The sequence below is a fragment of the Rhodococcus sp. F64268 genome, assembly GCF_023015605.1.
Classification (GTDB): Bacteria; Actinomycetota; Actinomycetes; order Mycobacteriales; family Mycobacteriaceae; genus Rhodococcus.
Genome location: NZ_JALKAI010000004.1, coordinates 280,234 through 301,231, shown reverse-complemented (window position 1 = coordinate 301,231; position 20,998 = coordinate 280,234). Strand labels below are relative to the sequence as shown.

Here is a 20,998-nt window from a genome sequence, read left to right as displayed (position 1 = left end):
ATGAACGCAGGGTAATGTCCCCGACGGCTGTCAGGGACACTGTTGCATCGAAATCACGTGTGCAGCATGCCTCCTCGTGCTGGTGGGGTCGTGTGCTGTTCAGCTTGGAGAACATATGTCGCACGAACTTCACCACTTCTCGATGGGAATGTGGGTCTTCGTTCTGGCCTGGCTCACATCGGTGATCGGGTCGTATGTCGGCCTGTCCTGCGCGCACCGTGCAAACCACGCTCCTACCCGGGCACTCCGGATGCGCTGGACGGTGCTGGCGAGCATCTCGATCGGCAGCGTCGGGATCTGGTTGATGCACTTCATCGGAATGATGGGGTTCACCGTGCCCGGTTCCTCTGTGCGTTACGGCTTGGCCGAGACACTGGTATCGGTCGTACTCGCCGGTGGTGCGACATGGTTCGGCCTGAGCATCGTCGGTAACGATGCGCCCTGGATGGCGAATGCCCCGCAGTGGATCCGTCTGGTGGTCGGCGGTGGTGTCATGGGGTGCGCTGCTGCCGCGATGCACTACACCGGAATGGCCGCCGTACGTGTACAAGGAGAACTCGTCCAGGACACGACCTTCGTTGCTGCCTCGGTCGCGATCGGCGTCGCGGCCTCCCTCGTAGCGCTGGCATTGTCGCAGCGTGTCGCGAGCTCGCTCATGCGTGTACCTGCAGCGTTGTTGATGGCCTGTGCGGTGGTGGCATTGCACTACACCGGTATGGCAGGCGTGTCGGTGATCATCGATCCGGCGGCGCCGGCTCCAAGCGGCATGACCGTGATGTCCCTGATGTTTCCCGGCTTCATCGTAGGGCTCGGTGTGCTCGTGGTTCTGGTGATCTTGCTGCTGGCTGCTCCCAGCGACGATGACATGCTTCGTGAGTTCCAGATCGCGGACTGGTCGGAATCGGTGGATTCGCGCGGGGTGAAGTCCGAGATGTCGTGATGCGTGGCCCGAAAGTGGATGTCCTTCGCGGCGGTTGCTGACCTGCACCTATAGACTCGGGTGGTTGCGAGAGGTTCGCCGGGCGTGAGCCCGTACCGGACGTTCGAGCCGAGTAGAAGAAGGAGCTCATGACCGACATCACGTTGCCGCCGGAGGGTGCGGGGCACGACCGTATCGAGCCCGTCGACATCCAGCAGGAGATGCAGAACAGCTACATCGATTACGCGATGAGCGTGATCGTGGGCCGCGCACTCCCCGATGTGCGTGACGGTTTGAAGCCCGTGCACCGCCGCGTGCTGTATGCGATGTTCGACAACGGCTTCCGTCCCGACCGGGGCTATGTGAAATCTGCGCGTGCAGTCGCGGAGACGATGGGCAACTATCACCCGCACGGCGACTCGTCGATCTACGACACGCTCGTCCGTCTCGCGCAGCCGTGGTCGTTGCGGTACCCCCTCGTCGACGGGCAGGGCAACTTCGGCTCCCGAGGAAACGACGGGGCCGCGGCCATGCGATACACCGAGTGCCGCCTGACGCCGCTCGCAATGGAGATGTTGCGCGAAATCGACCACGAGACGGTCGATTTCCAGCCGAACTACGACGGTCGAACGCAAGAACCGACGGTTCTCCCCAGCCGTATCCCCAACCTGTTGATCAACGGTTCGGGCGGTATCGCGGTCGGTATGGCGACCAACATTCCGCCTCACAACCTGGGCGAGGTCGCCGAAGCGATCTACTGGGCACTCGAGAACTTCGAAGCCGATGAGGAAGCCACACTCGCGGCGGTCATGGAGCGCATCAAGGGCCCCGACTTCCCGACTGCAGGCCTGATTACGGGCTCGCAGGGCATCCATGATGCCTACACCACCGGGCGCGGTTCGGTGAAGATGCGCGGCGTCGTGGAGATCGAAGAGGATTCCAAGGGCCGTTCGTTCATCGTCATCACCGAACTGCCGTACATGGTGAACCCGGACAACCTGATCACCTCCATCGCGGAGCAGGTGCGCGACGCGAAGATTGCGGGTATCTCCGATATCCATGACGAGTCGTCCGACCGCATCGGCATGCGCATCGTCGTCACGGTCCGCCGCGACGCCGTCGCCAAGGTCGTGCTGAACAACCTGTACAAGCACACGCAGTTGCAGACGAGCTTCGGGTGCAACATGTTGTCGATTGTCGACGGGGTGCCGCGCACGTTGCGTCTCGATCAGATGATCCGGTTGTACGTCAACCACCAGATCGAGGTCATCATCCGCCGGACGCGGTATCTGCTGCGTAAGGCCGAGGAACGCGCTCATATCCTGCGCGGCCTGGTCAAGGCCCTCGATGCGCTCGACGAGGTCATCAAGCTGATCCGCGCGTCACAGACCGTCGACATCGCTCGCGCCGGCCTGATGAATCTGCTCGACGTCGATGAGATCCAGGCCGATGCGATCCTGGCGATGCAGTTGCGTCGGCTCGCTGCTCTCGAACGTCAGAAGATCGTCGACGACCTCGCCGAGATCGAACGCGAGATCGACGATTACAAGGACATCCTCGCCAAGCCCGAGCGGCAGCGTGCGATCGTCCGCGACGAATTGAAGGAGGTCGTCGAGAAGTACGGCGACGAGCGTCGCACCCGCATCGTCCCCGCCGACGGCGACGTGACCGACGAGGACCTGATCGCCCGCGAGGACGTGGTCGTCACGATCACCGAAACCGGCTACGCCAAGCGCACCCGCACCGACCTGTACCGGTCGCAGAAGCGCGGTGGCAAGGGTGTCAAGGGTGCCGACCTCAAGCAGGACGACATCGTCAAACACTTCTTCGTGACGTCGACGCACGACTGGTTGCTGTTCTTCACCACCAAGGGCCGCGTCTACCGCGCGAAGGCATACGAGCTTCCCGAAGCGAACCGCACGGCCCGTGGCCAGCATGTCGCGAACCTGCTGGCATTCCAGCCGGACGAGCGCATCCAGGGTGTGATCCGGCTCAAGACGTACGAGGATGCGCCGTACCTGGTCCTCGCGACCCGCAACGGACTGGTGAAGAAGTCGCGCCTCTCGGATTTCGACTCCAACCGCTCGGGCGGCATCGTTGCGATCAACCTGCGCGACGAGGACGAGATGGTGGGCGCCGTGCTGTGCTCGTCCGAGGACGATCTGCTGCTCGTGTCCGAGCTGGGTCAGTCCATCCGCTTCTCGGCGACCGACGAAGCCTTGCGTCCGATGGGTCGCGCGACTTCCGGTGTGCAGGGCATGCGGTTCAACGGCGAGGACAAGCTGTTGTCGCTGAACGTGGTGAAGGAAGGTACGTACCTGCTGGTTGCAACTTCCGGTGGCTACGCGAAGCGCACGCCGATGGAGGACTACCCCGTCCAGGGGCGCGGTGGTAAGGGTGTTCTGACCATCCAGTACGACAAGCGACGTGGCACCCTGGTCGGTGCACGAATCGTCGAGGACGATGACGAGTTGTACGCCATCACGTCCGGCGGCGGTGTCATTCGTACTGCTGCCAAGCAGGTACGCAAGGCAGGCCGACAGACCAAGGGTGTGCGTTTGATGAACCTGGGCGAGGGCGACACGTTGCTTGCGATCGCACGCAACGCCGACGAGCCCGAGGAGATCGACGCATCCGAATCGAAGGAGTCGTAAGTGAGCACTCCCCAGGGGCCGAACGGATCCGACCAGGGAAAATCCGCCCGGAAGCCCGAGGACCGGAACGGACGCGAGGTGGAGACCGACCCGAGCGGGCGAGCTGCTGAGAAGCAGGCGTCCGGGCAGGCGAAGTCTGCCGGTGACGACGTGACGCCGGAGGCCGCTCAGTCGGGGAAGCCCGGTGACAAGCCTGCGGCAGAATCCACGAGCGGGCCGGCACCGAAGTCCGCCAAGTCATCGGAGCCCGCCTCGACCCCCGGCAAGGGGGAATCGGCTCCCGCCGAGGAGCAGGCGACGCGACAGGCACAGCGTTCGGGCCCGACGCCGCGTCCGGCGGGTCAGAAACCGCCTTGGCAGCGTGGACAGCAGCCTGTGGCCGACAAGCAGGGTGCTGCGGCGCCGCAGCAGAACACTCCGCAGACGAATCTCCCTGGGGTCGGGCCCGGCCTGGGAAAGACTGCAAATCGCCCGTCAGGAGCCGCTCAGCGTCCCGCGACGGGCTCCCAGCCGGCCGTGGGTAAACCTGCCGCCAAGAACAATCCCCCCGCCAAGAGCAATCCCGCAGCGAAGGGCAGCGCCGCGCCTACTCGTCCGGTCGTCACCGGTACGGCAGCCGCCTCCATGACCGGTGGCGCGCAGGGATCCGATCGGGGCGCCGCGGCAGCCAAGTCGGCGGTCATCGACGGCCCGACCCGGCACATCGAGCGCAAGGATCTGGCGAAGGACCTGCCGGATCTGTCGAGCGTCAAGCACCCGACGCCGGCGGCGCCCGCCGCGGCGGAAACTCCGCACGCGAGCCCCGTCGTCGTGGCACCTGCCGCGGGTGAGGCGCTCAGGGCGACTGTCCAGCTGCGCCGCATCGATCCGTGGTCGATGCTGAAGGTATCCGCTCTGATCTCCCTGTCGCTGTTCTTCGTGTGGATGATCGCGGTCGGTCTGTTGTACGGCGTGCTCGCGGGCATGGGCGTGTGGGATCGGTTGAACAGTGCCTTCACCGACCTCGTCTCGGAGTCGGGAAGTGACGGACTTATCACCGTCGGTCAGGTGTTCGGCTACGCGACGGTGATCGGTCTCGCGAACATGATTCTGATGACCGCTCTTGCCACGCTCGGTGCGTTCATCTACAACCTCTGCAGCGACCTCGTCGGCGGGGTGCAGGTCACTCTGGCAGACCCGGACTGACCTGCAGGAATGCTGCCCCATCGAAGCAATTTTGTTCTTCGACTGTCGGTGGGGTAGTGTTCCATCTCGGTTCGAGGGCCTATAGCTCAGGCGGTTAGAGCGCTTCGCTGATAACGAAGAGGTCGGAGGTTCAAGTCCTCCTAGGCCCACTCCCCGTGCCGAAAGGGGCAGCAGAATGAAAGTTCTCATCGCGGTGGGAACGGCAGTTCTGGTGGTCTTCGGAATCGTCCGGATGCTCCGGAGCGAGGATGAGTGGCACGAGGTACCCAGCCGGTGACCCGGCGTACGGGGCCTTAGCTCAGTTGGTAGAGCGCTGCCTTTGCAAGGCAGATGTCAGGAGTTCGAATCTCCTAGGCTCCACAGTCGAAGGGCGCTTCCGAGAAATCGGGAGCGCCCTTCGGTCATTTACGAGAACCTTCCTCCTGCTCCTCCGGTTTCCGTTGGTTGTGTACCTGCGGAAACCCGAGGAACAGGAGGAAAGTGTCCGGTCAGGATCGCAGTAACCGAGCGATGGCGTCGGTCGCTTCCTTGATCTTCGCGTCCGCTTCGGGCCCGCCCGCGACCGCGGCGTCGACCACACAATGACTGATGTGGTCTTCGAGCAGACCCATCGCGACGGCCTGTAGCGCCTTGGTCATCGCCGAGACCTGGGTGAGGATGTCGATGCAGTACTTCTCGTCTTCGACCATTCGCTGTAGTCCTCGGGCCTGGCCTTCGATGCGCTTGAGTCGTTTGAGGTAGGCATCCTTCTCGGTGATGTATCCGTGTCCGGCGTGTTCATGGCAGTCGGCTGCGGGAACATCGGATGGGGTGGCCGCTGGGGTGGGTGTGGCCATTGTGTCCTCCTGGGATCCGGCCGGCATGTGGCGCATCGTCGATTATGCCTATCGTGCGGTGGAGCGGAATCGGCGAAGTCGCAGACTGTTGCTGACCACGAACACCGACGAAAAGGCCATTGCGGCGCCCGCGATCATCGGGTTGAGCAGGCCCATCGCGGCCAGTGGCAGCGCGGCCACGTTGTAGGCGAACGCCCAGAACAAGTTGCCCTTGATCGTGCCGAGGGTACGGCGGGAGAGACGGATCGCATCGGCTGCGGCGCGTAGGTCGCCTCGGACGAGCGTCAGATCGCTCGCTTCGATTGCGACGTCGGTGCCGGTGCCCATCGCGAGCCCGAGGTCGGCCTGGGCGAGCGCGGCGGCGTCGTTGATCCCGTCACCGACCATCGCGACCACCTTGCCCTGCTCCTGCAGGCGTTTGACGACGTCGACCTTTTCGGACGGCAGGACCTCCGCGATGACCTCGCCGATTCCCACTTGACCTGCGATGGTCGTGGCTGCGGCGGTGTTGTCGCCGGTCAGCATGATCGGTGTCAGACCGAGGTCGCGCAGTTGGGTGATCGCTTCGGCAGAGGTGGGCTTGATGACATCGGCGACCACCAGCACTCCGCGCGCAGCGCCGTCCCAGCCGATTGCGACGGCGGTTCTGCCGTCGGCTTCTGCGGCCTTCATGGCGGCGTCGAGTTCGGCGGGCAGGTGTTGGGCGAAGTCGTCGAGCAGCCGCGTGCGTCCGATGAGCACTGCACGATCGCCCACGGTGCCTTGCACGCCGAGTCCCGCAAGGTTCGCGAACTGTTCCACCGGCGGCAGGCTGCCCACCTTGTCGCGGGCGCCCTTGGCGATGGCCTGTGCGATGGGGTGTTCGGAGGAATCCTCCAGGGCTCCCGCCAGACGCAGAACCTCATCGGTGTCCTCACCGGGCGCGGCGATCACGTCGACCAGGGTCATCTTGCCTGCGGTGATGGTGCCGGTCTTGTCGAGGACGACGGTGTCGACCCGGCGGGTCGATTCGAGGACTTCCGGGCCCTCGATCAGGATGCCGAGTTGAGCTCCGCGACCGGTGCCCACCATCAGAGCGGTCGGTGTCGCCAGACCGAGCGCGCACGGGCAGGCGATGATCAGTACGGCGACGGCTGCAGTGAACGCTGCCGCGACCGAGCCTCCGGTACCGAGCCAGAACCCGAGGGTTCCCACCGACAGTGCGATCACGATGGGGACGAAGACTCCCGAGATCCTGTCCGCGAGCCGTTGTGCCTGGGCCTTGCCGGTCTGAGCGTCTTCGACGAGTGCGGCCATCTGCGCGAGTTGGGTATCGGATCCGACGCGATTGGCGCGCACGATGATTCGGCCGCCCACGTTGACGGTGGCGCCGATGACCTGGTCGTCCGGTCCGATTTCTGCCGGTACCGATTCGCCGGTGACCATCGAGGCATCGACTGCGGAGGAGCCGTCGACGACGATGCCGTCGGTGGCGATCTTCTCGCCGGGCCGGACCACGAACTCGTCGCCGACGGACAATTGCTCGACGGGTACCCGTTGCTCTTCACCGTTGCGGAGTACCGAAACTTCTTTGGCGCCGAGTTCGAGGAGCGCACGTAGCGCTGCACCGGCATTGCGCTTGGATCGGGCCTCGAAGTATCGGCCTGCGAGGATGAAGGTCGTGACCCCGGCGGCAGCCTCGAGGTAGATGTTGCCAGTGCCGTCGGTGCGGGCGATGGTGAACTCGAACGGGTGGGTCATACCGGTGATGCCGGCGGTGCCCCAGAACAGGGCATAGACAGACCAGCCGAGCGCTGCGAGGGTGCCGACGGAGACGAGGGTGTCCATCGTGGCGGCGCCGTGCCGGAGGTTGGTGAGGGCGGCCTTGTGGAACGGCCAGGCCCCCCACACGACAACGGGCGCGGCGAGGGTCAGGGACAGCCACTGCCAGTTCGGGAACTGGAGAGCCGGAACCATCGCCATCGCGATCACCGGGATGCTGAGGGTCAGTGAGACCAGCAGTCGCTGCCGCAACGCGGCGGTCGGATCCGGCTCCGCGGTGGGATCGGATTCAGCGGCAGTGGGCGGCGAGGGTAGCGCGGCGGTGTATCCGGCCGCCTCGACGGTGGCGACGAGGTCGGCGGGCGACACATCGCCGATGTAGTCGACGCGCGCTTTCTCCGTGGCGTAGTTGACGGTGGCTGTGACGCCGTCGAGTTTGTTGAGTTTGCGCTCGATTCGGTTGGCGCACGACGCGCAGGTCATGCCACCGATCTCGAGTTCGACGCGACCATCTGCCGGACGGGCGACGGAGTTCATTCGGTACTCCTCTCGGATGCGGTGGTCAGTGTCCGTGCTCGTCGACGGTGGTGGTCGTCGGGGGGAGTGACGGGGAATCGATGTGGCTCGTGTTCTCGGGGCCGGTCAGCGTGCCGGCCCCGAACGCGAGGGCGAAGACTGCGACCAAGGAGAGGATGAATCCGGCGACCTTCGTCGGTGTTTTCATCGGAGGACTTCCTGTCGGAGTCGGTGTGGGTGGCTCAGTCGGCGATCTTGTAGCCGGCCTCATCGACGGCTGCTGCTATGGCTGCACTGTCGAGTGCGGTGTTCGACTCGATGTCTACGCGTCCGCTTGCGAGGTCGACTTCGACACCGGTGACGCCGGGGATCTCACTGATTTCTTCACGGACCGATGAGACGCAGTGTCCGCAGGTCATTCCGGACACGGTGACTGTGGTGGTGTTCATGAGTTCCTCTTTCTCGCTCGCTGCACGGAGGTGTTCCGTCGACCAATATACCTATACCCCCCATGGGTATCAACCCTTGCCGGGGTGGACCCTTCGGAAACCAGGTGGGATCTTGTAATCCGGATGATGTCGAGAACTGCCGAATCGCTCCGTCCCAGGTGTGGATGCAGCCACACGGGCTGTGCAGAACCGAGGAGATCACGATGGCGAAGTACCTACTGCTCAAGCATTACCGCGGCGCCCCCGAGTCGGTGAACAGTGTCCCCATGGATCAGTGGACCCCCGAAGAGGTCGACGATCACATCAAGTACATGCAGGAGTTCGCTGCGAAACTCGAGAAGACCGGTGAATTCGTCGACGGGCAGGCACTCGCTCCCGAGGGCGCATTCGTCCGATACGACGGGGAGGGGCGTCCGCCGGTCACCGACGGACCCTTCGCGGAGACGAAGGATCTCATCGCCGGTTGGATGGTGATCGACGTCGACTCCTACGAGCGCGCCGTCGTCCTCGCCGGTGAATTGTCGGCAGCGCCGGGCGCCGGCGGCAAGCCGATCCACGAGTGGCTCGAAGTGCGGCCGTTCCTCACCGCACCTCCGACGATCACCGAGTGAGATGGACGAACTGCTGCTGAGGACGCTGACTCCCGCAGTCATCGGCGTCCTCGTGCACCGCGGAGTCGACTTCGCGACTGCCGAGGACGCCGTGCAGGAGGCGCTCATCGAGGCCACCCGGACATGGCCGGAACGACCACCCGTGGATCCGAAAGCGTGGCTGGTCGCGGTGTCCTGGCGCAAATTTCTCGACGTATACCGCTCCGATACGGCGAGGAGAGAACGCGAGCAGCGAATGGTCGTCGAACCACCGCCCGGGCCGACGGAGACCGCCGACGACACACTGCACCTGTTCCTGCTGTGTGCTCATCCGTCGTTGACCTCGACTTCGGCTGTGGCGCTCACGCTCCGCGCCATCGGAGGGCTGACGACCAAGCAGATCGCGTCGGCCTACCTCGTCCCGGAGGCGACGATGGCGCAGCGGATCAGCCGTGCCAAGAAAACCGTGAGTGGTGTGCGGTTCGCAGAGGTAGGCGATCTCGCAACTGTGCGACGCGTGCTCTACCTGGTCTTCAACGAGGGCTACACGGGGGACGTCGACCTGGCACCCGAAGCGATCCGGCTCACTCGGCAGTTGGCGGAGATCGATGATGACGAAGAGACCATCGGGTTGCTGGCGTTGATGTTGCTGCACCACGCCCGACGTTCCGCGCGCATGCGTGAGGACGGGAGTCTTGTCGCGCTTGCAGACCAGGATCGTTCCCGCTGGGACACCTCACTCATCGCAGAGGGCGTGGCCATGCTTCAGGCCGCGCTGGCTCGGGACCGGCTCGGCGAGTTCCAGGCCCAGGCCGCCATCGCGGCCCTGCACGCCGACGCGGTGCGTGTCGAAGAAACCGATTGGGTGCAGATCGTCGGCTGGTACGACGAACTCCTCAGCTTCACCGGATCTCCGGTCGTGGCGCTCAACCGTGCCGTCGCGGTCGGTGAGGCCGACGGACCCGGGGCAGGTCTCGCGGCCTTGGCTGCGGTGGATTCCGGCCTTCCGCGATACAGCGCGGCGGCGGCGTACCTCCACGAGAAGGCCGGTGATCTCGAGGACGCCGTTCGGCTGTATGCCGAAGCGGCTCTGACTGCGTCCAACCTGGCCGAACGGCACCATCTTGCACGGCAAGCGGCAAGGGTGAGTCAGCTGCTCCACGGGTAGCCGGATGTTTCACGTGAAACGACACCCGTGTACGACAGTTCGTAGTATCGACGTACCCTGGGCTCATGTTCACCGAACGACGGCTCGTGGCGCATCTGCGCGGCGGCTTCGCCGGGGGCACTTCCGGTGCGGTGAGCATCGCCGCACACGCGGCGGCCGGGGGAGCGACACCCGGCCAGAGTTCGGCGGTACTCCTGCTGCTGGCGGCGGTCGCTGTCGGAATGCTCGCGGTGGGAAGCCGTCTTCCCGTGATGGCGGTCCTCGCGGTGGGCCAGGTCCTCGGTCACGTCGCACTTGCTCTGGGGTCCGAGCACATGCATATGCCGAGTCCCACCATGGTCGCGGCGCACGTCGCGGCGGTGGGGGCCGGAGCCTTCTTGATCACCGCTGCCGAGCGGGGCTGCCGCATCGCCCTGGCGGCGGTGCATCGTCTCGTCCCTCGGCGCTACCACGCGCCACCCGTACGTTCTCGCGTCGTCCCGTGCGTCGCGCATCGCCCGCACGCGCGTCGTGTGCTTCTTCCCGCTGCCGGGCTCGGCACGCGAGGTCCGCCGGTCGTGGCCTGAACTCGACCTCGTTCACGAGTCCCCACCGGGATCGCCGCCGCGCGGCGATCGGCGCTGCCGCATGCCCGGACAACAGCATGGAGAACCCAAGTGATCAAGATCTTCAGAACATCTCTGCTCCTCACCGCCGCCGGCGTTCTCGTCGCGGGATGCGGCGCCGACAGCAACCACACCACCGCAGCAGACTCGCTCGTCGTCTCGTCGTCCTGGGCGAAAGCTGCCGACTCAGGCATGACCGCTGCGTTTGCGGAACTCGAGAACACCGGCGATGAAGACCTGACCATCGTCTCTGCAGCGAGTCCCGGCGCGGGCAGCACAGAACTACACGAGATGGTCGCGGGTGACGGTGGCGCGATGGTGATGCGCGAGTCCGAATCCGGGTTCGTCGTCGAGGCCGGCAGTGTGCACAGCCTCGAGCCGGGAGGCGACCACCTGATGCTCATGGATCTGACCGGTCCGATCGTGCCGGGAGCGGACGTGTCCTTCACCCTCACCTTCGACGACGGTTCCACGAAGGACTTCACAGCTCAGGTCCGCGACTTCGCGGGTGCCCAGGAGGAATACGTACCAGGGCACGCGGAAGGAGCCGACCACAGTGGCTGACGTAAGTCGTCGTCGCCTGCTGGGCGGTAGCGCTGCGATGCTCGGGGTGGTCGGGCTCGGAGTGGGAGGCGCAGGTGTCGCAGCCGCAACGCGGGAGCCTGAGCGCAGGGGTGCAGACACCGTCGAGTGCCACGGTGTGCACCAGGCGGGAATCGATACCGAGCCGCAGGCGTTTGCCGCGTTCGTGGCGCTCGACCTGAAACCGGATGTCGATCGGGTCGGCTTGATCGGTGTGATGAAAGTGTGGGCGGAGGACACGCGCCGACTCACCCGTGGAGTGCCTGCGCTCGGCGATACCGAACCCGAGCTGGCAGTCGACCCCGCACGCCTGACCGTCACTGTCGGATACGGAAGCGCGGTGTTCGATGCGGCAGCATCGGTCGCTGCGCGGCCGGCGTGGCTTCGGCCGCTGCCGTCGTTCGGCATCGACGAACTCGAGGACCGATTTTCTGGAGGCGACCTGCTGCTGCAGGTGTGCGGCGACGACCCGATGACGGTGTCTCATGCGGTGCGCGCACTCACCAAGAGCGTGAGATCGCGTGCGTCGATCAGATGGGTGCAGCGGGGTTTCCGTCATGCCGCGGGTACCCGGTCCGAGGGGCTGACGATGCGCAATCTCATGGGCCAGGTCGACGGCACCGTCAATCCGCAGCCTGCGACCCCGGATTTCGATCGCCAGGTCTGGAATGCGGGCGAGCCTCGGTGGCTGGCAGGTGGGACGTCACTCGTGTTGCGCCGCATCCGCATGGAGCTCGACACGTGGGACGAACTCGACCGTCCCGCGAAGGACCTCGTGATGGGGCGCAGGCAATCGGACGGCTCACCGCTGACCGGTGCCGACGAGCACGACGACGCCGATTTCGAGGCGCTCGACGACCACGGGATTCCGGTGATCCCGCCGGAGGCGCACATTGCTCGGGCCCGGCCGCGCAGCGCCGACGAACAGTTCCTCCGCCGCGCCTACAACTACGACGACGACGGAGCAGGTCTGCTGTTCGCCGCCTACCAGGGCGATGTGGATCGGCAGTTCCTTCCCGTGCAGGAGCGGCTCGCGGAGCACGACGCGCTCAACACCTGGACCACTCCCGTCGGATCGGCCGTCTTCGTCATACCACCTGGATATGGACCTGATGGGTACCCGGGGGATGTGCTGTTGGAGAACTGACCGAATATGTGACGCAGGCCCGGTTCGGGGCTAGCCTGGTTACTGTGACGTGGATAACACAGGAACGTCAGGGGTTTGCGTCGCTGCGGGAAGGCGGCCTCAATTGGGACGCCTTCCCGCTTCGGCTCTTCTCGAAGGGCAACGCCAAGTTCTGGGATCCTCACGACCTCGACTTCTCGCGTGACGCGTCGGACTGGTCGGAGCTGAATTCGGAGCAACAGCGCAGTTCGACCTTTCTGGTTGCGCAGTTCGCCGCGGGTGAAGAAGCCGTCACCCAGGACATCCAGCCGTTCCTGCGTGCGATGGCGGCCGAGGGCCGGATCGGCGACGAAATGTACTTGACGCAGTTCTGTTTCGAGGAAGCGAAACACATGCAGGTGTTCCGGCTGTGGATGGACGAAGTGGGCCTCACATCGGATCTGCATCCGTACGTGGCGGACAACCCGTACTACCGACAGTTGTTCTACGAGGAACTACCGCACTCGCTCAAGGTGCTCGATTCGGATCCGTCACCTGCGAACCAGGTGCGCGCGAGCGTCACCTACAACCACGTGATCGAAGGAAGTCTGGCCCTCACCGGCTATTACGCCTGGCAGAAGGTGTGCACTACACGGGGAATCCTGCCGGGCATGCAAGAACTGGTGCAGCGCATCGGCGACGACGAGCGCCGCCACATGGCGTGGGGAACGTTTACGTGCCGTCGGCACGTCGCGGCGGACGATTCGAACTGGAACGTCGTGCAGGAGCGCATGAACGAACTGCTCCCGATGGCCCTCGGGATGATCGGATGGGTCAACGACCAGTTCGACGAACAACCCTACGGACTCGATCCCGAGGAGTTCGTCGCCTACGCGGCCGACCGGGCACAACGCCGACTCGGGGCGATCGAGTCGGCTCGGGGCCGGGCCGTCGAGGAAATCGACCTCGACTACACACCGGAGGTTCTCGAGGACAAGTTCGGTGCCGAGGACGCAGCGGAACTCGCCTCGATCACCGAGACGGAGGCTGCCGGCTAGGCGGAAACCGGGTGGTCAGAGCATCAAGGCGAGCACGAGGCACACGACGATCACCGCGCCGATCCCGGCCAGCGCGTAGGTGCGCGCCGACAATTTCGGCTCAGCGGGTGGTTCGGTGGCCTGCGCGACGGTCAATGCTTTCTGATCTTCATCCACCACTTCGGACGCTGAGGAGCCTCTGGACGAGGGCTCTCGGGCCGGACCCGAATCGGTGGTGGTGGCAACAGCCACCGGTGGGTCGTCCTCCGAGTCGGTTTCGGCTTCGCGCAGCCGCGCGAAGCCGCCGGTGAGGACGTCTGTTCTGTCGTAGGACGGCGGCAGGCCGATGCGTGCCTTCTTCTCTCGCGCAGGCGTGAAGCCTGTTGCCAGGATCGCCGCTCCGAGCGCAGCAGTCTGCTCGGGTCCGGGGCCGACAAGGCTCCGAACCATCAATTTGGTCGCGAGGCTGTTCGCGATGTCCTGGATGTGCGACCGGTCGCGGGCGATGAGCCCATCGCCCATGACCACGACGGCATCGAGGTTGTCGGGCATCCACCCGAACGCCCCGAGCGCTGTCGCCAGTTGCGCCGCCGGAGAGGGTGCGCCCTTGGCCGTGACACGGAAGGCTTTCCCTGCCGGCACGCCGGAGCGAACCAGTGTGACTGTGGATCCCGCATCGTCCACGTGGTAGACGCCGATGAGCAGACCGGGGGTCTCGGAGATCTCCGAGGCGTACCACGTTGCGGCGCCCTGAGCGTCGGAAACGAGGTCGACGTGCCTCAATTCGGCGTAGTCGAGCGCGGCGCGGAGCACCGAGACCCGGGTCGGATCCCAATGCGATGGGTACGTGGCCGTGTAACCGGGATCGGTGTCGCGGTCCATGCCCCCGAAGGTCGGAAGTGGGTGACATTCGTTGAGGAGGCAGTGAACTGCTGTTGCCATTGCGTCCTCGGCGCGATAGACGCGGCCGTCGCTTGCAGCGATGCCCCCCGGGTCTCCCACACGTGACAGGAATCCGGAGAGCGTACGTGCCTCGTCGACCGTGCGGGTGGAACCGCCGAGTTGTGAGTTGCCGTCGTGGTCGATGTGCAGGACCGTGTCGCGGGCGATGACAACGGGATCCGGGGTGCCGGGTTCGTTGGATGCCACCACTGCTGTGGAGACGATCCTGCCTATCCGAAGCCCTACCCCGATCGCCATCTCGAACCCTCCCTGTAACGATTTGCTTACATCATGCCCCCTTACTCTTCCGGGAGGGCGTGTACGCCGTATGGCTACCGTAGACCGCGCCTGTCGTGAATATCCCATTTAGACTCCAGCGATGGCACAGCAGGAGGAGCGCTCGGAGCCCGGATCGTTTTCGGAGATCGTCTATCGGCGCACAGCGCACCCGGTCGGTCTCGCTGTCGCGCTGTTCTTCTTCGCGCAATCGATGACGCCGTCGCTGCTGCCGCGTGTGTGGTATCTGCAGGGTGTTGCCACGGGAATCTCGGTGGCCACGGGTTACGGACTCGGCTGCTTCGTGGCCTGGGTTCTGTGCAGATGCGGAGTGCGCCCCCGGTGGTCTGCAGTCACTCGTCGTCGTGGATGGTGGTTGCTGGCCGTCGTCGCTGTCGCGGTGATTCCGACCTTCCTCGTACTCGGCTCGTGGTGGCAGCAGATCGTCCGTGAGCTGGTCGGCCTCGAACGACTCGAACGCCTCCTGTACCTGCCGGTCCTTCTCGTTGCGGTGATCGTGGCGCTCGTGCTGATCGCGGTGGCTCGCCTGCTGAGATTCGGGGTGATGCGGTTGTCCGTGTTCTCTGCGCGATTCCTGCCCGATGGAGTTGCGAACGTCGCTGCGATCGTCGTCGTCGTGGTGGTGCTCGTGGTGGTTCTCGACCACGGGGTGTATCGGGGAATCCTCTCGGTGGCAGAGCGTTCCGCGGCCGTATCGGATCACGGTACGGCGGACGGCGTCGATCGTCCGGCCGCACCGGAGAGGTCGGGTTCACCGGACTCGTTCGAAAGCTGGGAGACACTGGGCCGGGAGGGGAGAACCTTCGTCGCGGGCGGTCCTACTGCCGCCGAGATCGCCGATGTCACCGGTGAACCCGCGCTGACACCGATCCGCGCATACGTGGGTAAGGAATCCGCCGGCACTGTCGCCGAGGGGGCAGGCAAAGTGGTTGCGGAGCTGGAACGCACGGGCGCATTCGACCGGTCGGTCCTCGCGGTGGTGACCACCACCGGGCGCGGTTGGGTCAACGAGAACGTCGCAGGAGCACTCGAATTCGTGAGCGGCGGTGATTCGGCGATTGCGGCGATGCAGTATTCGTTCCTGCCGAGTCCGTTGGCATTTCTTGCCGATCGTGAAACCCCGCAGGATGCCGGACGCGCGTTGTTCGACGCGGTGTACGAGCGGTGGGCCGAATTACCCGGCGATGCCCGTCCGAAGCTCGTGGTCTTCGGGGAGAGTCTCGGATCATACGGTGGTCAAGCCGCTTTCGCGTCCGGCGATGCGCTCGTCGCCATGACCGACGGTGCATTGCTTGTGGGCACACCGAACTTCGCGGAGCCGTGGGGGAGGATCACCGAGATGCGCGACGAAGGTTCGTTCGAGCGTCTTCCTGCCGTGGACGGCGGGCGGAACATCAGGTTTGCGTCGGATCCGGGTGATGCAGATCTTCCCACCGAGTGGGAGTTTCCACGTGTGGTGTTCTGGCAGCACGCGAGTGACCCCATCACGTGGTGGTCGTTCGATCTGATACTGCATCGGCCCGACTGGCTGCGCGAACCTCTGGGCCCCGACGTGGACCCGGGGATGCGGTGGATTCCGTTCGTGACGTTCTGGCAGGTGACTCTGGACATGGTTTTCTCGGCGGACGTGCCCGACGGACACGGTCATTCGTATGGGGTGGATGCAGCCGAATTGTGGGCGGACATTCTTAGCCCGCCGGGGTGGGGCGGTGACGAAACCATACGGGTGCAGGAAGCGCTTTCCGGCATGTCACAGAACGCAGAGCTGGAACTTACTGCCGAGTAAATGCATGTTACATTGCGTATCGCTGTGATGGGCGGCACACATTTCGAGGCACGGAGGAATCAATGGCGGGTCGTACCCGGCGATGGGGGATGACGGCGGGATTGGCGTCTGCGGCACTGATGGCCGGATTGATGGTCACCCCGGCGACAGCGAATGCAGAAGGCGACTTCTATCAGCCGCCGGAGGTGCTCGGGGGAGCACCGGGTGACCTCATTCGCACCGAATCTTCCGACCTCGCGATCCGCGTGCCCACGCCCGACGGTGTGTTCCCCGCTCAGGGAACACGGCTGCTCTACCGCAGTAACGACGCCAACGGCGAAGCAAACGCCGTGAGCGGCACCTATCTCGAACCGTCCATGGCATGGAACGGGCCGGGCGAGCGACCCCTGGTGGTGCTGGCCCCCGGAACGCAGGGCCAGGGCGATCAGTGCGCACCGTCGAAGGCCCTCAACCACGTCGTGCAGTACACACCGCCGCTCGATCTCTTCACCGAATACGAACTCCTCTCGATCAACGCGATGCTGCTGCAGGGGATCGCCGTGGCGGTCACCGACTACGACGGATTGGGAACCCCCGGCCACCACACGTACGTCAACCGTGAGGCCGAGGCCCACGCGGTCCTCGACGCGGCACGAGCAGCGCAGAAGCTGCCCGGGGCTTCCATCTCGGAAAACGGACCTGTCGGCCTCTTCGGCTACTCGCAGGGCGGTGGCGCCACAGCCGCCGCGGCGGAACTCGCTCCCTCCTACGCTCCGGAACTCGACATCAAGGGCGCCTATGCCGGCGCACCTCCGGCCGATCTGGTCGAGACCCTGAAGCAGATCGACGGAACCGCGCTCACCGGTGCCGTCGGCTACACGATCAACGGTCTCATCGAGGCATACCCGGAACTGACGGATGTCCTCGACGCAGAGATCAACGAACGAGGGCGCGAGATGCTCGCCGCGGTGGCGAACCAGTGCTTGCCCGAGACGCTGTTCACCTTCGGTTTCCAGCAGACCAGTGACTACACGCGCACCGGCGAGCCCCTTGACGTCGTGACCTCTCGGATCCCCGAGGTTCAGGAAGTGATCGCGGAGCAGCGTATCGGCCGACTGTCCCCGCAGATCCCGGTTCTCGTCCAGCACGGCACCCAGGACGATACGGTGCCGTACGGCCAGGGCCGCCAGATGGCGCTCGACTGGTGCGCCCAGGGTGCCGCGGTGCAGTTCTCCCCGAACAACACGCCGCCGATCCTCCCCGGCTTCATCGTCAATCACGCGTTGCCCATGATCGGTGGCCTGCCCGAGGCGGTGGCGTACATGAACGATCGCTTCGCGGACAAGCCCGCGCCGTCCAACTGCGGCGCATTCTGATCCTGCCACGACAGTAGAATTCGGCCCCCGCTCCGCGAGTGGGGGCCGAATTCTTTTGCGATCAAGCAGGATTCTGTGTCAGCCGGAAGCGGCGGGCCAGGTTCTCGTCCTGTGACGGTCCGGGCGCCCACTCGGAGATCCACGGACCTGTGCCCTCACTCTGATCGAGCACCCCGTTCTCGAGCCACGTGTAGCGCCCCTCGAGCACACCGTGAGTGAGCGCGACGTCGGCGTCGTCGGTGTTGGTCCACAATCCGTCGAAGAGCCCCTCGACTCGTATGCGCGCCTGCTCGCAGAAGGTGTCGGCCAGCACGAAGGCATCCTCGGCGCCGGGATGCCGGTCGGCGCGCTGTCGTTCGGCACGCACGCAGCACGCTGCCATCGCGAACAGCTCGGCCCCGATGTCGACTACGCGTCCCAGAAAGTTCTGTCGCTTCTCGAGCCCGGCCTGCCAGCGGGCCATCCCGTAGAACGTCGACCGTGCGAGCTTCCGAGAGGCTCGTTCCACATACCTGAGATGGACAGCCAGAGAACCGAATTCATTGTAGGAGTTCGGAAGTTGACCCTTGCCCGCCACCAGTTTGGGGAGCCACTTGGCGTAGAAACCGCTGGCCCTCGCTGCGGCTTTCGCTTTTGCCTCGGCGGAGGCCTTGGGATCGGCAAGATCACCTGCGGCCTTCAGGTGTGCGTCGACTGCCTCTCGCGCGACGAGCAGTCGCATGATCTCGCTCGACCCTTCGAAGATCCTGTTGATGCGCAGATCACGCACCAATTGCTCGGCCGGCACGGCCCGTTCGCCGCGCGCTGCAAGCGATTGCGCGGTCTCGTATCCGCGACCCCCGCGGATCTGTACGAGTTCGTCGGCGATGATGCACGCCATCTCGCTGCACCACAGTTTCGCGAGGGCGGCCTCGATGCGGATGTCGTTGCGTTTCTCGTCGGACATCTGCCCGGAGAGCTCGACGACGGACTCCAGCGCGTAGGTGGTGGCAGCGATGAACGAGATCTTCGACGCCACTGCGGCGTGCTCGCCGACGGGTCTGCCCCACTGAACCCTCGCGGACGACCACTCGCGCGCGATCTTCAGCGACCACTTTCCCGCCCCCGCACACATCGCTGGAATCGCAAGGCGCCCGGCATTGAGGGTGGTCAGCGCGATTTTGAGGCCGTCGCCTTCGCGTCCGATGAGGTTCTGCGCGGGAACACGCACCTTGTGCATGCGCGTGACACCGTTCTCGATGCCCTTCAATCCCATGAACGTGTTGCGGTGCTCCACCGTGATGCCCGGTGAATCTGCTTCGACGACGAAAGCCGAGATCCCGCCTCGATGTGCGTCGTCACTGTGGCCGTCTCTGCGGGGCACACGTGCCATGACGACGAGCAGTTCGGCGACAACACCGTTGGTGGTCCACAGTTTGACTCCGTCGAGTTCGTACGCCTCGCCGTCTTCGATCGGGGTTGCCGTGGAGGCGAGGCGAGCGGGGTCGGAGCCGACGTCGGGTTCGGTGAGCAGGAACGCGGAGATGGCACCCTTCGCGCAGCGTGGGAGATATTCCTGCTTCTGCTCGTCGGTGCCCGCGAGCGCGAGTGGCTCTGGCACGCCGATCGACTGGTGGGCCGACAACAGCGCACCGATGCTCGGATGCACGCTCGCCACCAGTGTCAATGCGCGGTTGTAGGCCACTTGGGAAAGGCCGAGCCCGCCGTAGCGGGGTGCGATCTTCATGCCGAAGCATCCGAGGTCGGCGAGAGCTGCAACGTAGTCGTCGGGGATCTCCGCGTCGCGTTCGATGACGGCGCCGTCCATCGTGCGGCACAGGTTCCGCAGTTTCGTCAGGAACTCTTCGGTGCGGGCGTCCTCGTCGGGGGTGGGTCGTGGGAACGGGTGGACGAGGCCGAGTGTGAGCCGGCCGAGGAACAGCTCCTTGGCGAAGGAGGGTTTGTCCCAATCGGCTTCACGTGATTCTTCGGCGACTGCGCGTGCTTGTTCTTCGGTGACGTGCGCGGATCCGGTCATGATGCGCCTCCATCGGAGAGTGTCTACCCGCGAGTATCCACCTTCGTGTGGTATGCGTCATACGGTTGAGCGGATTCGATACCGACCGGTAACTCAGGCGCCGGTGGTCCCGTCGTCAGGCACCGCCTGCACGCGCGGAGGTTCGGCCGCCACGGGCGGGAACGACGGACGACGCGTGCGATAGAAGACGACGCCACCGAGGACGACGGCGCCGAGTACACCGGTGACGAGCAGTGCCTTGCGTCCGCCACGCGACTGCGTATCGGTCTTCTTCGCGATGCCCTTGTCGGTCAGGGCCTTCTCGGTGGCCGCCTTGATCAGCGGAGACGCCTCTTGGCGTGCGCGACGTGCGTGAGCAGCGAGCTCCCTCGACACCTCGACACCCTTGCGGGCGACGACGAGGCCGGCTGCCGCCGACCCCTGAGCCAACGCCACAGCACCGTCCCCGGCGACACGAAGCGCGCCAACGAGATTGGTGGAGTCGTCGATCGGAGGTACGAGGTCGCGGACGGACTCGGAGAAAGCACTACCGGAAAGGGACTCGCTCACACTCGACATGGCTCCACACTGCCACACCGGTTCCTCCTTCCGTCAGAAGCGCGGGAGGATCATCACAGTAGGAGGAGTGCCGCACCGAACAACACAAGGATGGCAACATGGGGGTGTGACTTCACCCAACCAGACAGCAACCGCCACCCTCCACACCAACCGTGGGGACATCGTCATCTCCCTGTTCGGCAACCATGCGCCGAAGACGGTCGAGAACTTCGTCGGCCTCGCCGACGGCTCGAAGGAATACAAGACGCAGAACGCAAAGGGCGAGACCACCGGCCCGTTCTACGACGGTGCGATCTTCCACCGCGTCATCGACGGCTTCATGATCCAGGGCGGCGACCCCACCGGCACCGGCCGCGGCGGCCCGGGCTACCAGTTCGGTGACGAATTCCACCCCGAGCTGCAGTTCGACCGTCCCTACCTCCTCGCGATGGCGAACGCGGGCCCGGGCACCAACGGCTCACAGTTCTTCATCACGGTCGGTGCCACCCCGCACCTGAACCGTCGCCACACCATCTTCGGTGAGGTCGTCGACGCAGAGTCGAAGAAGGTCGTCGACGCCATCGCGACCACCGCAACCGATCGCGGCGACCGCCCGACCGACGACGTCGTGATCAACAGCATCACGGTCGCCTGAAA

Annotated in this window: 19 protein-coding genes and 2 tRNA genes; 14 read left to right on the top strand and 7 right to left on the bottom strand. The window is 65.0% G+C overall.

Features of this window, described 5'->3' with window-relative positions; all coding sequences use genetic code 11:
* The first annotated feature begins 115 nt into the window (after nucleotides 1-115).
* From MWU77_RS11765 to MWU77_RS11745, 5 genes are all read left to right on the top strand, one after another.
* Nucleotides 116-940, top strand: a complete 825-nt coding sequence (locus MWU77_RS11765) for an MHYT domain-containing protein (protein ID WP_169689086.1) — start codon at nucleotides 116-118, stop codon at nucleotides 938-940.
* 128 nt (nucleotides 941-1,068) lie between these two features.
* A complete protein-coding gene (gene gyrA / locus MWU77_RS11760; RefSeq protein ID WP_169689087.1) occupies nucleotides 1,069-3,573 on the top strand; it encodes a DNA gyrase subunit A in 2,505 nt (834 codons plus the stop codon).
* The gene (locus tag MWU77_RS11755) at nucleotides 3,574-4,758 is read left to right on the top strand and encodes a DUF3566 domain-containing protein (RefSeq protein WP_169689088.1); all 1,185 of its coding nucleotides are present in this window, start codon (nucleotides 3,574-3,576) and stop codon (nucleotides 4,756-4,758) included.
* 75 nt (nucleotides 4,759-4,833) lie between these two features.
* Nucleotides 4,834-4,907: transfer RNA gene (locus MWU77_RS11750), tRNA-Ile, on the top strand.
* 138 nt (nucleotides 4,908-5,045) lie between these two features.
* A tRNA-Ala gene (locus MWU77_RS11745) sits at nucleotides 5,046-5,118 on the top strand.
* A gap of 128 nt (nucleotides 5,119-5,246) precedes the next feature.
* On the opposite strand, the gene MWU77_RS11740 is transcribed toward MWU77_RS11745, so the two are convergent.
* From MWU77_RS11740 to MWU77_RS11725, 4 genes are read right to left on the bottom strand one after another with little or no spacing between them, the layout of a single operon-like run.
* Nucleotides 5,247-5,594, bottom strand: coding sequence for a metal-sensitive transcriptional regulator (locus MWU77_RS11740; protein WP_169689089.1), 348 nt, complete (start codon nucleotides 5,592-5,594; stop codon nucleotides 5,247-5,249).
* 48 nt (nucleotides 5,595-5,642) lie between these two features.
* Nucleotides 5,643-7,892: a cation-translocating P-type ATPase gene (locus MWU77_RS11735; RefSeq protein WP_247273762.1), complete on the bottom strand. Its 2,250-nt coding sequence runs from the start codon at nucleotides 7,890-7,892 to the stop codon at nucleotides 5,643-5,645.
* A gap of 25 nt (nucleotides 7,893-7,917) precedes the next feature.
* The gene (locus MWU77_RS11730) at nucleotides 7,918-8,079 is read right to left on the bottom strand and encodes a hypothetical protein (protein ID WP_169689091.1); all 162 of its coding nucleotides are present in this window, start codon (nucleotides 8,077-8,079) and stop codon (nucleotides 7,918-7,920) included.
* Between the two features lie 34 nt (nucleotides 8,080-8,113).
* Nucleotides 8,114-8,320, bottom strand: coding sequence for a heavy-metal-associated domain-containing protein (locus MWU77_RS11725; RefSeq protein ID WP_169689092.1), 207 nt, complete (start codon nucleotides 8,318-8,320; stop codon nucleotides 8,114-8,116).
* 203 nt (nucleotides 8,321-8,523) lie between these two features.
* Here MWU77_RS11725 and MWU77_RS11720 point away from each other — a divergent pair, with 203 nt between their 5' ends.
* The 6 genes from MWU77_RS11720 (at nucleotide 8,524) to MWU77_RS11695 (ending at nucleotide 13,428) form a co-directional block, all read left to right on the top strand.
* Nucleotides 8,524-8,931, top strand: coding sequence for a YciI family protein (locus MWU77_RS11720; protein ID WP_169689093.1), 408 nt, complete (start codon nucleotides 8,524-8,526; stop codon nucleotides 8,929-8,931).
* 1 nt (nucleotide 8,932) lies between these two features.
* Complete coding sequence (locus tag MWU77_RS11715; protein WP_169689094.1) at nucleotides 8,933-10,078, top strand: RNA polymerase sigma factor; 1,146 nt, start codon at nucleotides 8,933-8,935, stop codon at nucleotides 10,076-10,078.
* A 65-nt stretch (nucleotides 10,079-10,143) separates the two neighbouring features.
* Nucleotides 10,144-10,644 carry a hypothetical protein gene (locus MWU77_RS11710; protein WP_169689095.1) on the top strand — a complete coding sequence of 167 codons (501 nt, stop codon included), beginning with the start codon at nucleotides 10,144-10,146 and terminating at the stop codon, nucleotides 10,642-10,644.
* A gap of 93 nt (nucleotides 10,645-10,737) precedes the next feature.
* Nucleotides 10,738-11,247 (top strand): copper chaperone PCu(A)C, encoded by a 510-nt coding sequence (locus MWU77_RS11705; RefSeq protein WP_247274110.1) that lies wholly within the window; start codon nucleotides 10,738-10,740, stop codon nucleotides 11,245-11,247.
* Nucleotides 11,240-12,412, top strand: coding sequence for a Dyp-type peroxidase (locus MWU77_RS11700; protein ID WP_247273761.1), 1,173 nt, complete (start codon nucleotides 11,240-11,242; stop codon nucleotides 12,410-12,412). Before MWU77_RS11705 ends, MWU77_RS11700 begins: the two co-directional genes overlap by 8 nt.
* Before the next feature lie 44 nt (nucleotides 12,413-12,456).
* Nucleotides 12,457-13,428 carry a R2-like ligand-binding oxidase gene (locus MWU77_RS11695; protein WP_247273760.1) on the top strand — a complete coding sequence of 324 codons (972 nt, stop codon included), beginning with the start codon at nucleotides 12,457-12,459 and terminating at the stop codon, nucleotides 13,426-13,428.
* 15 nt (nucleotides 13,429-13,443) lie between these two features.
* Here MWU77_RS11695 and MWU77_RS11690 read toward each other — a convergent pair whose 3' ends face one another.
* Nucleotides 13,444-14,607 (bottom strand): hypothetical protein, encoded by a 1,164-nt coding sequence (locus MWU77_RS11690; protein WP_247273759.1) that lies wholly within the window; start codon nucleotides 14,605-14,607, stop codon nucleotides 13,444-13,446.
* Nucleotides 14,608-14,728: 121 nt separating this feature from the next.
* Between MWU77_RS11690 and MWU77_RS11685 the strand changes: the two genes are divergently transcribed.
* Together MWU77_RS11685 and MWU77_RS11680 are read left to right on the top strand one after the other, a co-directional pair.
* Nucleotides 14,729-16,432, top strand: coding sequence for an alpha/beta-hydrolase family protein (locus MWU77_RS11685; RefSeq protein ID WP_206040158.1), 1,704 nt, complete (start codon nucleotides 14,729-14,731; stop codon nucleotides 16,430-16,432).
* Between the two features lie 62 nt (nucleotides 16,433-16,494).
* On the top strand, nucleotides 16,495-17,787 hold the full coding sequence (locus MWU77_RS11680; protein ID WP_247273758.1) for a lipase family protein: 1,293 nt from the start codon (nucleotides 16,495-16,497) through the stop codon (nucleotides 17,785-17,787).
* A gap of 61 nt (nucleotides 17,788-17,848) precedes the next feature.
* On the opposite strand, the gene MWU77_RS11675 is transcribed toward MWU77_RS11680, so the two are convergent.
* Both MWU77_RS11675 and MWU77_RS11670 read right to left on the bottom strand, forming a co-directional pair.
* Nucleotides 17,849-19,804 carry an acyl-CoA dehydrogenase family protein gene (locus MWU77_RS11675; RefSeq protein ID WP_247273757.1) on the bottom strand — a complete coding sequence of 652 codons (1,956 nt, stop codon included), beginning with the start codon at nucleotides 19,802-19,804 and terminating at the stop codon, nucleotides 17,849-17,851.
* Between the two features lie 93 nt (nucleotides 19,805-19,897).
* Entirely contained in the window at nucleotides 19,898-20,353 is a 456-nt protein-coding gene (locus MWU77_RS11670; protein ID WP_247273756.1) for a hypothetical protein, read from the bottom strand.
* Between the two features lie 115 nt (nucleotides 20,354-20,468).
* On the opposite strand from MWU77_RS11670, the gene MWU77_RS11665 reads away from it, so the two are divergent.
* A complete protein-coding gene (locus MWU77_RS11665) occupies nucleotides 20,469-20,996 on the top strand; it encodes a peptidylprolyl isomerase (RefSeq protein ID WP_247273755.1) in 528 nt (175 codons plus the stop codon).
* Nucleotides 20,997-20,998: the final 2 nt, after the last annotated feature.